The organism is Ekhidna lutea (assembly GCF_900188325.1).
Taxonomy (GTDB): domain Bacteria; phylum Bacteroidota; class Bacteroidia; order Cytophagales; family Cyclobacteriaceae; genus Ekhidna; species Ekhidna lutea.
The window spans coordinates 15,651-31,022 of the sequence record NZ_FZPD01000006.1 but is presented as its reverse complement, the minus strand read 5'-3'; the positions used below and the strand labels follow the sequence as shown (position 1 = coordinate 31,022).

Genomic DNA, 15,372 nt, shown 5'->3' with positions numbered 1-15,372 from the left:
AAATTTTCCTTATTCAATTTTACCAATTTCAGAACGTAAATCCATGATTTTCAGGGCTTTTTAGTGTATTTTTCTACGCAAACGTTTGCGAATTATAACGATTTTAAGAACCCACTTTTGGGTGCTTAAATATCTGGCAAGAAAAAGCTTAGTTGGATTACCTAATTACTATGGTTTCAGTTAATTTCCTCGCCTGATTTTCAAGTGTTAAGAAGTAAATTCCAGAATTTAGGTTACTTACATCAATAGTTTGATCCTTAAGTGTCCCTGAAAAGAGAACCCTTCCTGTTTGATCGGTGATGTAGTAATTTGAATGATTCCATGTGCCACTAACTCTCACCTCATTATCAGTCGGGTTTGGATAAATTATTTCATTCAGGGATTGAGGACTACTTAGGGTTATTTCCTGATCTTCAATATAATTTTCAATAAGTTCTGATGTGAAAATATGCCATTCCCCCGCTCCAAGTGTTACTTCAACCGATGGATTAGTCACTTCGAATGATGCTCCCGTAAAGTAGTCGTACCATGTGCCGGGTTTAGAAAACTTGTGAGTGCTTGTTTGTGCCTCGTCATCAAAATTACCAATGAGGTAAATAGATACTTCCGGATGGTCAATATTTATGGTTTTAACTAATCCGGACGGACTCCAATGGAAGTACTGTTCGTTTATATAACCTGATTTAACCTTTAAGTTGATGATTGATTTGTATAAATCGAATAGCTTCTTTCGGTTGACTTCTTCCAGATATTCCCAGTGTGTCGGTTTTATACCTAACCGATCATTATTCAATTCTTCATCATACCCGAATTCCCCAAACTGCCAAATCAGTTTAGGACCGGGAACAGTAAGAAAGAAGGCAGTTGCAAGTTTTGCGCGTTCGAGTGAATAGTTCAGCCCATGGGATTTTTGAACCTCCCACATAAGACGTTCTTCATCATGACTTTCCATATATGAAATCAAATGTGGATCAGACCAACCGCGATCAACATAGTAGGTTTGACTCAATGATGCGGAACTGCCTTTAGCAGCATTGATATAGGTATGATTCATGTTGCCCCATAGCATCATACCATATTCAGATAATTCTTTTTCCTCTCTGTTTTCAGCGAAATGCTCAAGAATAATGTATGCTGATGGATCTTCAGCCCAAATTACATCTGCTATTCGTTTCCAGATGGCAATTCTGGAAGCATCATATTGCCCCCACAAGCTTACATTACCAAGTGAATTTCGTTGAGTAAATCCCTTGGAGAGATCAAAACGATAGCCATCAATGTTATATTCTTCCAGCCAATAGGTGACTACCCGGTCAACATAGTCTTTGGTATACTGACTTTCATGATTCATATCATAGCCCACATTGAAATCATGTTTGGGGGTCGTGTTAAACCAGGGGTTTTCAGAAGTTGGGTTTCCGTAAAGTCCTTCATTGTAAAGTCTGACAAGGGAGTTTCTTCCAAACTGATGATTCAATACAATATCCAGGATAATAGCTATTCCTCTTTTATGTGCCTCATTTACAAGGGTTTTAAAATCTAATTCTGTCCCGTAATATTTATCAACAGCAAACATAAAAGCCGGATTATAGCCCCAGCTCAGATTGCCTTCGAATTCCTGCACAGGCATCAATTCAATTGCGTTTACACCCAGATCTTGCAAATAGTCAAGGCGATTAATTACTGCTTCAAACGTTCTTTCTTCTGTAAAGTCCCGAATCAGCAATTCATAGATAACTAAGTCCTCTTTTTGCGGTCTTGTAAATGGTTCCCAGACATAATCCGACTTATTGGTCCGCAAAAAAGAAGCTGCTTCACTGGTTTCACTACCTGGATATGGCTTCAAGTTGGGATATCTATTATCAGAGATAATTTCTGCATCGTCAAATTGAGAAGAAATTTTCTCTGCATAAGGATCAGCAATTTTTAACTCACCATCTACAAGGTATTGGAAAAGATATTCTTCTCCAGGAGTTAATTCGGATAAGGTTAACCAAAACACCTCATCATCTTTTTTCATGAGGTACTCATTGCTAAGCGACCAGTCATTAAAATCTCCGATGACAAAAACATGTTCTTTGTTTGGAGCCCTAAGTGCCAGGGTGACACTTGTGTTGTCTTCTCCGCAATTTATTCCATCTCTTGTTTCAAGAGGTAGAGTTTCGCTGGAAGGAGTAGGTGTGATTGTATAAGTATGATTTTTTACTAGTGTTTCGCTTCCATTTGTGGCAGTAATTTTTATTTCATGAACGTTTCCATCATCAATGATTGTGTGTGTTGTGCTTAAGCTTGTAACATTGGAGGTGGATTCAATTAATCCACCATCTACAAATATCTCAATGGTTGCCGTTTCTGAGGTTCTGGCTTCAATACTTAATGATTCTGATGAATTATAAAAGCCATAATTTCCACTCGGATTATCAACAACCAAGGAAAACCCATCATTAATTTGCGCGATATAATCCGTAGTTTGACCATCACTCCAATCATTTCCTTTTAAAAGCATACCGATGCTTTCAATGTTTTCAGCTGAAGTGTTTAAAAATTCGGTAGGCGTTAGAGTTAATGAAAAATAGACTTCACCAGAATTACCCGTACTTCGAGTAAATTTCGCAGGATTTGTAGCTGACGAATTAGAGCTGGCAGGATTAATATTGGAGGGTGCGTCAATTCCTTTCCCCGGCACCCACATCCAAATCCAGGCTTCTTGAAAGCTTTGAAGTGATGTTGCAGTGACGTCATAGGTGATAGTGATTTCTTCATCCGCAGAAAAGAATTCTGGCTCTATTTGAGGATCAATGCTGGTTTGTCCAAAAAGACATAATGATAGAAGAAAGCATATAATGGTGAGATTAAACTTCATGACTTTTAAAAAAAATTAGCAAAAAAAAGCTGCCCAAATAATAGGGCAGCTTTAAATTTTTTAAGAATAAGAAATCAATTCTGCGTAGCAGAAGCGGTGTAAGTAACTCCGCCATCAGCTGTGCTAATGGTCACTGAATAATCACCCGCCGCATCAAGATTGAATGTACTGTTGTTGAATTCCAAGGCAGTGGTGCCATCCAAAGAGCCACCAACATTGTAATCAAAGCTTTGGTTAACGAAAATCTTCCAACCTGCAGTTGTATAGCTTCCTGAAGCCAAAGTGGCAGAAGCAAGATCATCATTATAAGTCATTGCAATACCATTTCCAGCTTCCCAGTTGCCTACAGGGCTTCCTTCTCCAATTACCTGAAACTCTGCATCACTGAATTCAATGTTCCAAGATCCACCCTGGTCAGAAGTTGTGATTTTAACATAGATAAACCCAGATGCTCCATCCGCAAGGAACCAGCTTCCATCGCCATTGCTATCTGCATTATCGGTAATGTTGCCAGTATTGTCAGTATATGTTGTTGAGTTTGGTATTAGTTTGGTTGCCCAAGTACCATCAGTTCTGAATTTGAATTCATTATCAGCAGTACCACCAGCGATCGGGAATACTCCAAGCCAAGTATCGACACCTTCGTTTTGTCCAACATAGATAAGGTCCTTATCGTCTCCCCAACCTGCAGTTGTTTCAGTACCCTGAGTTCCAGATCCAATAATTCCCCATGGAAAATTATCAGGATCAAAGGTACACTCTTCAGCATCTCCTGTTCGAGTTAAAGTGGCTGAAAAAGCACCATCAGCATCCATAGCTAGAGTAATGTCGTAAATTCCATCTTCTGCATTTTGAATATTAGCACCTCCAGGAACCATTACAGTCAGACTTTCTCCGAGATTAGTAAACGATTTGTATTCACCAATTGTCCATGAATTGTTATATCTAAACTTGAACTGATCATCTCTTAGAATTATTCCTGTTCCAGACCAGGTAGACCCTTCTGCAGATTCTGAAACCGTTTCTAAATCTACATCTGCATTAAAGCCATTAGACACACACGCAGATTCATAAACAGCTCCACCTATGACACCCCATGAATTTACTCTTACAATAAATGCTTCATCATTTTGTCCGTCATATATGACATGATAGACCCCATCTTCAGAAACTGAGAAGGAAGCACCGTTAGACTCAACTTCTACATAAGTGTAGCCTTCAGCCCATGCTCCTACGGAATCAACAACAGCAGAAGCGCCACCTTCAACACTAACAATATTTTGCTCATCAACCTCAGCAAAAATGTAACTACCTGATGAAAGGTAGATATAGCTGGCCTTGTGCTCGTCACGTGGTGTTGGTGCAAATCCGTCACCCTCGACCTGTGCATCAGCTAAAAGATATGCGTTAGCTATTGTTGTATCTGATCCTGAAACGCCTGCGATATAAAATCCATCAGCAACCGTAAACGATCCTCCACCATCATCATCTATAATAATACCACCATCATCGTCACCGCACGATGAGATGAAAATCAGGCCCCCTAAAACCATTAAAAAACTCAGGGATTTTAGTACATTTTTCATCTTAATTTCACGTTAAATTTTAAGTTAATTTTTTAGAGTTATTACGTCAAAAAATTGAATATTTCTTAACACTCACCTATCGAATTTTATGAATTCAGAAATTGCAAACAACACTTTCGCTAAGTTTTTACGAACTTTTTTTCATGCAAACGTTTGCGTTTCAGACTTTTACAAAACCTATGAACATGAATTGTATCATTTAGCTATATTTCTTCCATGAAAAGGCAGACAACAACCATCAAAGACATAGCCCGAGAATTGGGTATATCACCATCAACGGTATCGCGTGCTTTGAAAGATCATTTTGAGATCAGTGAAGAAACCAAGAAAGCCGTTAGGCGTGTTGCTGAAGAATTGAACTACCAGCCAAACTCGCTCGCCCTGAGTTTGAGATATAGTAAATCCAATACCATCGGTGTGATCGTTCCTGAGATTGTTCACTTCTTTTTTTCAACGGTGATCAGTGGTATTGAAGACATTGCACAGAGCAAAGGGTACAACGTCATCATCACACAGTCAAATGAATCTGTGGCAAGAGAGATGATGAATATCCAGACATTGTTTAATAATAGGGTAGATGGTGTTCTGGTTTCCTTATCAAAGGAGTCTTTTGATTACACACACTTTGAAGCGATGATGCAAAAAGGTCTGCCTATCGTTTTCTTTGACAGGGTTCCTGATACCTTGAATACAAGTAAGGTTACAGTAGATGATTTGCTTGGAGGTCAGCAAGCAACTGAACACTTAATCAAACAAGGATACAAGCGGATAGGTCATTTGGCCGGACCAAAGAATCTGGATATCACAAATGCCAGGCTTGAAGGATTTAGAAAAGCACATGAAGATGCGGGCTTAACTGTTGATGAAGATTTGATCATCTATGATCAGGCTTCAAATGAAGGGGAAGCATATGCTGCAGCTTTTGAGTTGCTAAAAACAAAAAAACCGGATGCACTTTTCGCCTCTAACGATCTTGCCGCTATGGGTGCCATCAAGGCGGCTCAGAAATACGGCAAAAATGTCCCACAAGATTTTGGTGTGGTTGGGTTTAGCAATTGGCAGTTTACTGCATTGACTAATCCGTCAATTACAACAATTGAGCAACCAGGTTTTGAAATGGGGCAGCATGCAGCGGAGCTTTTAATCAAACAAATCGAATCCGAAGAAGAGGAAGTTTCTGTCGAATCTCTAAAACTCCCAACCAACCTTTTGGCTCGTGATTCTTCAAAAAAAGTCTAGGCTTTTTACAAAAAGTTCATAATCAGGCCCTTTCGCAACCGTTTGCGTTATTTTTTTCGAATCAACACTGCAAAGTCCTCTAATTAAATTCATTAATTTGAGCAGGTCACCAGGTTAATGAAAGACTTTAAATATGTTGGATATCACCAAAAGTGAGCGAAATAAACGCATCGAAATTGGAGGCAATTGCAGATCATATACGATCTCAAAATATGGATTAAATCTTGAGACAGATCAGCACATTTATGATGTGACTTTTTATAATGATCGCACGGTCAGGGTACACCAGAAAAGTGAAAACGAAGATGTCAACCAATATGCTGTAATCCAGAGGCCATCAAAAGTTGTTTTTGATGTAGAGGAAAATGAGGATGCAATTGTAATAACCTCTTCCAAATTTGATGTGGTGATCAATAAAAAACCGGTCTTATTTACTTTTCTAAATAAAGAAGGTAGGGCTATCAACCAGGATGAACCCGGGCTGGGTATTCAAACACAAGGTGAGCAAAAAACAGTCTACAAAAAGCTTCAGGATGAAGAACGATTTGTCGGACTTGGTGAAAAAACCGGCCCGCTGGATCGAAGGGGTAAAGGCTATCAAAATTGGAATACCGATCACTTTGCATACGATATTGAGGCAGATCCGCTTTACGCTTCCATTCCATTTTATATTGGCATTCATAGCGATTTGAGCTATGGTATTTTTCTGGATAATTCCTACAAAAGCCACTTCAATTTTGGGGCTTCCAATAACCGTTTTTCTAGCTTTTCTGTCGATTCTGGCGACTTGAACTACTATTTTTTCTCAGGTTCAGTTTCTGAAATCATCCAATCTTATACATGGCTTACAGGACGAATGAATCTTCCACCCCTGTGGAGTATTGGCTACCAGCAGTGTAGATACAGCTATTATCCGGACACTGAAGTATTGGATGTAGCAAAGAAATTTAGAGATAAAGATATTCCTGCTGATGTGATCGTTTTGGATATCCATTACATGGATCAATACAAAATTTTCAGCTGGGACAAAGAACGATTTCCGAATCCAGAGGAGATGATTTCCCAACTGAAGGATATGGGTTTTGAGGTGGTAGTAATTTGTGATCCAGGTATCAAGACAGAAGAGAATTACTTGCCCTATGATACCGGAAAGGAAAAAGATGTATTTCTGAAATATTCAGATGGTATCCTTTACGAAGGTGAAGTATGGCCAGGTTGGTGTCATTTCCCGGATTTCACCAAGCCGGAAGCAAGAGAATGGTGGAAAGATATGATGAAAACCTATACTGACATTGGTATTAAAGGTTTTTGGAACGACATGAACGAAATCGCAACGTGGGGGCAAATGCTACCTGAAAATATTGAGTTTGATTTCGAGGGAGAAGGCGGCACAACCAGAAAAGGCAGAAATATATTTGGTTTGCAAATGGCACGCAGTGCATACGAAAGTGCGGCTTCAAACTTGAATGGCGATCGCCCATTTGTACTAACCAGAGCTGGCTTTGCAGGTGTACAGCGGTACAGCGCCCTGTGGACTGGAGACAATGTTGCCAATGATGAACATATGCTTTTAGGCGTACGTATGGTCAATAGCTTAGGACTTTCAGGTATTCCGTTTTCAGGTTATGATGTTGGGGGATTTGCCGGAAATGGTCAAAGTAACCTCTTTGCGAGATGGATCCAGGTTGGAGCATTTTCGCCATTCTTTAGAGGTCATTCTATGATCAATTCGCATGATTCTGAACCCTGGTCCTATGGCGAAGAAGTAGAGGAAATTTCTGCGAATTACATTCGTCTTAGGTACAAACTTTTGCCATACATATATCATGCATTCCTTCAGGCTTCAGAAAATGGTACGCCCATAGCCAGAAGCTTGTGCATTGACTATACGAATGACGCGAAGATTTATGAAACTGATTTTGAAAATCAATACCTGTTTGGTGACAGCATTTTGGTAGCTCCGCTTGCAAGTGACCAGCGATTCGGGAAAGTTTACCTCCCTCAAGGAGACTGGTATGAGTTTTTTACCGATGAGAAAATAGATGGGGGTAAAGAAATGATCAGAGAATACGCGCTTGAGCACCTGCCTTTATTTGTGAAGGCTTCCTCTATCATCACGGTTTATTGCGAAACAACACACAATTCCAAAGATGTAGGTGAGTGTCTGGAGTTGCATGTCTATAAAGGAGAAAAACCTTTTCAGACGGAATATTATGAAGATGATGGCACTACGTACGAAAACACAGATGGAATGTATCACAGAAGAATTCTAAGCTATGAACCAGGCCAGCATTCAATTAAAATCGGAACAGCTGAGGGTGGGTTTAACTCAAAAATCAAAAAGCTAAAACTAATTCTTCATGGATTTACTCAAGCGGAATTAAAGAATTGGAAAGATGGTGAGGTTAAGAATTCCACCTATTCATATGTTAAGCCCATTTCCAATTTCGATCCATTCGAAAAAGATCGAAGAGACAAGCTAAAATCTGAAAATGTATTTACGATCGAAACAGCATACTCAAATGATGAAATGGTTTTTAATTGGTAGTGTAGTATTTCTCTTTGGTTGTACTCCTGAGAAGAAAGTAGAAACACTGGAGGAGCCGCTCATCGTTGGACTTACAACTCCTATACAGCTGGATCTTCAGTCAACACAGGTCTTATTGGAAGACTATATATTAGAACCAACACGGTTGGATTCTGTCACTACCGATGGCCCATTCCATCTGGAAATAGATAACTCCGTTTTGATAATCAGTGGAAGACCAAAGCAAGACCTTTACAATCTTACTTTCTGGTCTCAGGGGATCGGTGAAAGTGTTTTGCTAAGGCGAACCAAGAAGACCATGTACTCTTTCCTATATCAACCTAAAGGCGATGAAAAGAAAGTGAAAATTAAAGGGGAGTTTAATGCCTGGAACCCAAATAATACTGTGCTTGAGAAAAATGGTAATGCCTTTTCTACTTATGAGCTTTTATCTCCTGGTACATACCAATACCTCTATGTTATTGATGGAAAAGAAATTCGTGATCCACAGAATCCCGATTCTATCTCCAATGGCATGGGAGGATGGAATTCTGTGATTCGAATAGCAGGTCCAAATCCTGATGAGATTCCAACCATTTCAACAGACAGATTCACTTCTAACTCCATCTTTTTTAAGACAAATAATCCGGTTACAGACATCTATGCGTACTGGGAAAACACGTTGATACCAGATGAATTTATTCGGTTTAATGACAATGAATTTTTGATTGTTTTACCGAATAATGCGAAGAGCGTTAAACGATCTAAGCTTAGACTTTGGGCATATAATGAGGAAGGGGTGAGTAATGATGTGCTAGTGCCGCTAGACTTTGGCAAAGTGGTAACTTCACCTGATCAGCTTGATCGAAATGACTATGAATCGATGGTCATGTACTTCCTAATGGTTGATCGGTTTAATAATGGGAATCCAGCGAATGATAAACCACTTAATATTCCTGAAGTACATCCAAAAGCAGACTATTTCGGAGGGGATTTAGCAGGAATCACTCAAAAAATTAAGGAAGGCTATTTTCAGGATTTGGGCACCAATACAATCTGGTTATCTCCAATCACTCAAAATCCGGAAGGAGCATTTGGCAAGTATCCGGAACCTGAGACCAGTTTTTCAGCCTACCACGGCTACTGGCCAATATCTAATGTACGAGTAGACTATCGTTTTGGCACAAGTGACGAGTTTCAGTCACTGGTAAACACCGCGCATGAAGCTAACATGAACGTACTCCTCGATTATGTGGCCAACCATGTGCATGAGCAGCATCCGATTTATCAGGAAAACCCGGACTGGGCAACCAATCTTTACCTGCCGGATGGGTCATTAAATACAGAACGATGGGACGATCACCGATTGACAACCTGGTTCGATACGTTTATGCCTACGCTGGATCTTTCCAGAATGGAAACAGTCGACCCGATGACCGACTCAGCGATTTTCTGGCTCAAGGAATACGGAATCGATGGATTCAGGCATGATGCCACCAAGCACATTCCTGAGATTTTCTGGAGAGTGCTGACTAAAAAGATCAAACAGCAGGTGGTCGCTGAGACAAGCCAGCCGGTTTTTCAAATTGGAGAAACGTATGGTAGCCATGAACTAATAAAAAGCTACATCTCCACTGGGATGCTGGATGCGCAATTTGACTTCAACATGTACGATCGGGCGGTTTCTGCTTTTGCTGGAGCCGGTTCTTTGCAGGATCTGTCCAACTCCCTAAGAGAAAGCATCAAATACTACGGCGATCATAACCTGATGGGATATATCACCGGCAATCAGGATCGTCCACGCTTCATTTCATATGCGGACGGATCATTGGAATTTAGTGAGGATACCAAGTATGCAGGCTGGAACCGAGAAATAACCATGCAGGATACGCTGGCTTACAGAAAGCTTTCTGCATTGACAGCATACATGATGAGCATACCGGGGATTCCGTGTATTTACTACGGAGATGAATACGGCTCTGTGGGAGGTAACGATCCAGACAACAGGCGTCAGATGCAATTTGAAAACCTGGATAAGCATCAGTTGGCAACACGGAACCGAACTAAGAAAATGATCGCGATTAGAAAGAATAACCTGGCATTGATTTACGGTGATACGGAGATTGTGGAAGCAGGAGCTGACTATCTGGTTCTGTCCAGGAAGTATTTTGATAATCAGGTTATTTCAGTGTTCAACACAAGCGATCGACTCCTTGAAATTGAAGTGCCAATGAATGGAAGAACCAATTTCTTCGGCACACTAGACGGAGAAATGCTAAGTCTACCTCCGAACTCATTTGAAATGATTACTTATAACTAATTATGAAGATCATAACCAACCTAACTTTTTTGTTATTAATCATCGCTTCTTGCTCTCAACCCAAAAATGAGGAGAAGCAAGCGGAGACCACCGGGGGCTTTCCGGAGCAAGCCAAAGACATGGTGATCTATGAAGTGAACGTACGTCAGTATACACCTGAAGGCACATTCAATGCTTTTGCTGCGCACCTTCCGCGGCTGGAAGAATTGGGTGTCGATATCCTTTGGATCATGCCCATTCAGCCAATCGGAGAGAAAAACAGAAAGGGAGGATTGGGGAGCTACTACTCCATCCAGGATTATACAGCAGTAAATTCCGAGTTTGGCACCATGGAAGATTTCAAAAACATGGTGGAAGAAGCTCATAAAAGAGATATGCTGGTCATCCTTGACTGGGTGGCCAATCATACAGCATTTGATCATGCCTGGACTGAGATAGAGGGGTATCACAATACGGATTCATTGGGTAATGTGACCTGGCCGGAGGGAACAGACTGGACAGATGTCGCTGATCTCAATTATGACAATATGGATATGCAGAATGACATGATCGAAGCACTTCGGTTTTGGGTTAAAGAAGCCGAAATCGATGGGTATAGATGTGATGTGGCCGGTTTTGTTCCGATGGAATTTTGGAATAGAGCCAAAGATTCACTGGATGTAGAAAAAGACCTCTTTATGCTGGCAGAATGGGATGAACCAAAAATGCATGAAGATGCATTCCATATGACTTACGGATGGGGCCTTCATCATTACATGAATGAAGTAGCTAAAGGAGAGAAGAATGCAGATTCGCTAGTTTCCTTTATCAAAAAAGACCTTGAACGATACCCTACAGATGCCATCCGAATGAACTTTACCACCAACCATGATGAAAACTCCTGGAATGGTACAGTCTTCGAACGATTTGGGGATGGACATAAAGCTTATGCTGTTTTTGCCTTCACTGCGCAGGGCATGCCTTTGATATATAGTGGTCAGGAGGCGGGTCTGGACGAGCGATTGGCATTTTTTGAAAAGGATACGATCGAATGGGGCGATGTAAAGTATCAGGATTTCTATGCTTCATTGATTGATTTAAAAAAGAATAACCCTGCACTCTACAATGGGGAATATGGTGGCCAACCTGAGTTCGTCGATGTTGGAAACCCAATGGTGATTGCCTATTCCCGAGAAAAAGAGGGTAATCGGGTGGATGTGATTATCAATTTGTCAGATGATGTTCAGTCGGTATCTATCCCTGAGTCATGGAATTTTTCAGATGTTTTCCGCGGAGCACAGGTAAGTGCATCAATCACAGAATTACAGCCCTATCAGTATTTTGTAGGATCTAAATCAGCAGGAAATGAGTGATATTTCATTGAACTCCGATAAGCCGAAACTGAGTTTCTGGCAGATCTGGAATATGAGCTTTGGATTCCTGGGTATCCAGTTTGGCTTTGCATTGCAGAATGCTAACACCAGCAGAATCTTTGAAACACTAGGAGCTGATACCAAAAACCTCGCTTTTTACTGGCTGGCTGCACCTGTTACCGGGCTCATTGTCCAGCCGATCATCGGATATTTAAGTGATCGAACCTGGCATCCACGATGGGGTAGAAGGCGACCATTTTTCGCAATAGGTGCTATTTTGGCGACTATTGCTCTCTTTGTAATGCCAAACTCTCCAACGCTTTGGATCGCAATAGGCATGCTTTGGATTATGGATGCATCAATCAATATTAGCATGGAACCTTTTCGTGCTTTCGTTGGTGATATGCTACCACCAGAGCAGCGAACGAAGGGATTTGCAATGCAAAGCTTCTTTATCGGAGTGGGAGCTGTTGTAGCTTCAGCACTTCCCTGGATTTTTACCAATTTGATTGGAGTGAGTAATACTGCTCCTGAAGGCCAAATTCCTGATTCAGTGAAATGGTCTTTTTACGTTGGTGGTATCGCGTTTTTGGTTGCCGTCATGTGGACGGTGTTTACAACCAAAGAATATCCTCCATCTGAAGAAGATATTAAAGAATCAAAAACACCGGGTCCATTAAATATAAAGTTTAGCCCAAGGCAATACATGGCCAGAGGTCTGGCGCTTCTGTTTGTAGGAGCAGCTCTTGCTTCCTGGTTTACCATTCAGTCATTTGATCCACAGCTTTATGTGCTTTGTGGCATTTTCGGATTATTCGGGCTCTCTTATGTGATTGGTGCCATTTTTATGGGGCGGAATAAGTATCACAATGGGTTTGTTCAGATTGTCCGTGATTTTCAGAATATGCCTAAAACCATGGTTCAGCTGGCATATGTACAGTTCTTCTCATGGTTTGCACTCTTTGCGATGTGGATTTATAGTACATCTGCTGTTACTGCACATATCTACAAAACGACTGATACAACATCTGAGGCATATAACGATGGAGCAGACTGGGTATCACTTTTATTCGCTGGATATAATGGAGTGGCGGCATTAGCAGCTCTTGCATTGCCATTGCTTGCTAAGGTGGTTAGCAGAAAAGTTACCCATATGATCGCACTGATATGTGGTGGGCTTGGGTTGATTTCGTATTATTTTATTCAGGACCCAATGTGGCTGGTTCTTTCTATGGTTGGAGTAGGTATCGCCTGGGCGAGTATTCTATCCATTCCTTATGCCATGCTATCCGGATCACTCCCTCCAAAAAAGATGGGCTATTACATGGGCATATTCAACTTCTTTATTGTAATACCTCAGATAGTAGCTGCAAGCATCCTTGGTTTCCTTGTATCTACATTTTTCAATAGCGAATTTATTTATGCAATAATACTGGGCGGAGCTTCCATGATCATCGCCGGTTTACTATGTTTAAAAGTAGATGACAGAGATGAAGTAGTCATGAAAGAAGGAGAAGCATAATTGCTATGACAAGTAAACTTGCAATAGGTATAGACATTGGAGGAACCAATTCCAAATTTGGAATAGCTGATAGGAAGGGTAATATCATTGCCCAGTCCAGGATTAAAACACAGCAATACAGTGACTATTTTTCCTTTATTGCGACACTGAAAAAGGAAATAGAACAGCTTCATCCAATAGACGATGTGATCGGAATAGGAGTTGGGGCACCCAATGCCAACTACTACAAAGGCACCATTGTAAACCCTCCAAATTTACCATGGAAAGGCGTTTCGAGGTTTGCGGAAGAAGTGGAAAAAGTGTTTGGTTTGAAATGTGTACTTACCAATGATGCCAATGCAGCTGCACTAGGTGAAATGGTCTATGGGAAGGCCAAAAACATGAAAGATTTTGTTGTCCTTACAGTGGGTACAGGTCTTGGAAGTGGGATCGTCATTAATGGGGATGTAGTATACGGTAAGCATGGGTTTGCCGGTGAGCTTGGGCACACACTTGTGAGTGCCAATGGAAGACACTGCGCATGCGGCAAAAGAGGTTGTCTGGAGACTTATGTTAGTGCTACTGGCATCAGAAGGACCGTTTACAAATTATTGGCTGATTATACCGATCCTAGCATGTTGCGATCCATTAGCTTCGATGACCTAAGCACCAGAACTATCACTGAAGCAGCCGCTAAGGGAGATAAGATTGCGATCGAGGCATTTAAGTATACAGGTAGGGTGCTAGGTATGAAATTGTCAGATTTTGTAGTGCACACTGATCCTGAAGCTATATTTTTGTTGGGCGGATTGTCTAAAGCAGGCGATCACATCTTTACCCCGGCCCAGGAGAATATGGAGAAGTATCTCATGCCACTTTTCCTGGACAAAAAGATACAACTGCAACCCTCTGGTCTAAAAGACGATGATGCCCCTATACTTGGTGCTTCGAGTCTGGTTTGGAAATATTTAGCCGGTTCTGCCGGAGAATCGTAATTGTAAATAGTATGAAAAATATTGGAGTTTTTACTTCCGGAGGTGATGCACCAGGCATGAATGCTTGCGTGAGAGCAGTGGTACGTTCAGGATTAAGCCTTGGCCTAAATGTATATGGAATCAGGTATGGGTACAATGGTATCATTAGCGGTGATATGCACTTAATGAAATCGTATTCGGTGAGCAATATTTTGCAAAAAGGAGGAACCATCCTGAAGTCAGCTCGAAGCGAAGAGTTTCAAACAAAAGAAGGCAGGAAAAAAGCATACGAACAGCTAAAAGCTAAAGGTATTGATGGCCTGGTTGCTATTGGGGGTGATGGAACATTTACAGGGGCAAATATTTTCTATGAGGAATATGGAATCCCAACAGTAGGGGCCCCAGGAACCATCGATAATGATCTCTATGGTTCAGACTATACCATCGGTTTTGATACAGCAGTTAATACCGCATTAGAAGCGATTGACAAAATCAGGGATACTGCAAACTCACATGATCGGGTCTTTTTTATTGAAGTGATGGGTCGTCATTCTGGCTATATAGCCATCCATTGTGGAATAGGAGGAGGAGCTGAGCTGGTGATGGTTCCGGAAACCTCCACCACCATTCAGGATGTGATCGACACATTAAACAAAGGACGGGATAAAGAAAAAACCTCAGCGATCGTGATCGTGGCGGAGGGAGATGAGCAAGGAAATGCACATGAGATTGCCAATAAAGTGATGGCTAAACTGCCTAAGCTTGATATTAGAGTTTCAACACTTGGCCACCTGCAAAGGGGAGGGTCACCTACCTCGCTGGATAGAATACTTGCTTCAAGATTAGGCTTGGCTGCAGTAGAGGGCTTGATCAATGGAAAGTCAAATGTAATGGCAGGCATCATTGATGACGAAGTTGTTTATACCAGTTTCAAGCTAGCTATCAGCAAAACCAAACCGATTAGCAATGAGCTGATGCGGTTGGTGGAGGTCATGAATAACTAGCATTAA

At 41.1% G+C, this 15,372-nt stretch carries 9 protein-coding genes; 7 read left to right on the top strand and 2 right to left on the bottom strand.

Annotated features, from left to right (window positions below):
* Positions 1 to 157: 157 nt before the first annotated feature.
* A complete protein-coding gene (locus CHB71_RS16690; protein WP_089358099.1) occupies positions 158 to 2,863 on the bottom strand; it encodes an alpha-amylase family glycosyl hydrolase in 2,706 nt (901 codons plus the stop codon).
* Positions 2,864 to 2,937: 74 nt separating this feature from the next.
* A complete protein-coding gene (locus CHB71_RS16685) occupies positions 2,938 to 4,449 on the bottom strand; it encodes a cadherin repeat domain-containing protein (RefSeq protein WP_089358098.1) in 1,512 nt (503 codons plus the stop codon).
* Positions 4,450 to 4,665: 216 nt separating this feature from the next.
* Here CHB71_RS16685 and CHB71_RS16680 point away from each other — a divergent pair, with 216 nt between their 5' ends.
* From CHB71_RS16680 to pfkA, 7 genes are all read left to right on the top strand, one after another.
* Entirely contained in the window at positions 4,666 to 5,688 is a 1,023-nt protein-coding gene (locus tag CHB71_RS16680) for a LacI family DNA-binding transcriptional regulator (RefSeq protein WP_089358097.1), read from the top strand.
* A gap of 133 nt (positions 5,689 to 5,821) precedes the next feature.
* Positions 5,822 to 8,236, top strand: coding sequence for a glycoside hydrolase family 31 protein (locus CHB71_RS16675; protein WP_089358096.1), 2,415 nt, complete (start codon positions 5,822 to 5,824; stop codon positions 8,234 to 8,236).
* Positions 8,211 to 10,535: an alpha-amylase family glycosyl hydrolase gene (locus tag CHB71_RS16670; protein ID WP_179213457.1), complete on the top strand. Its 2,325-nt coding sequence runs from the start codon at positions 8,211 to 8,213 to the stop codon at positions 10,533 to 10,535. The genes CHB71_RS16675 and CHB71_RS16670 overlap by 26 nt, the downstream gene beginning before the upstream one ends.
* A 2-nt stretch (positions 10,536 to 10,537) precedes the next feature.
* Positions 10,538 to 11,887: an alpha-amylase family glycosyl hydrolase gene (locus tag CHB71_RS16665; protein WP_089358094.1), complete on the top strand. Its 1,350-nt coding sequence runs from the start codon at positions 10,538 to 10,540 to the stop codon at positions 11,885 to 11,887.
* Entirely contained in the window at positions 11,880 to 13,409 is a 1,530-nt protein-coding gene (locus CHB71_RS16660) for an MFS transporter (RefSeq protein ID WP_089358093.1), read from the top strand. The genes CHB71_RS16665 and CHB71_RS16660 overlap by 8 nt, the downstream gene beginning before the upstream one ends.
* Before the next feature lie 5 nt (positions 13,410 to 13,414).
* The gene (locus tag CHB71_RS16655; RefSeq protein WP_089358092.1) at positions 13,415 to 14,383 is read left to right on the top strand and encodes an ROK family protein; all 969 of its coding nucleotides are present in this window, start codon (positions 13,415 to 13,417) and stop codon (positions 14,381 to 14,383) included.
* Positions 14,384 to 14,394: 11 nt separating this feature from the next.
* Positions 14,395 to 15,366: a 6-phosphofructokinase gene (pfkA, locus tag CHB71_RS16650; RefSeq protein WP_089358091.1), complete on the top strand. Its 972-nt coding sequence runs from the start codon at positions 14,395 to 14,397 to the stop codon at positions 15,364 to 15,366.
* Positions 15,367 to 15,372: the final 6 nt, after the last annotated feature.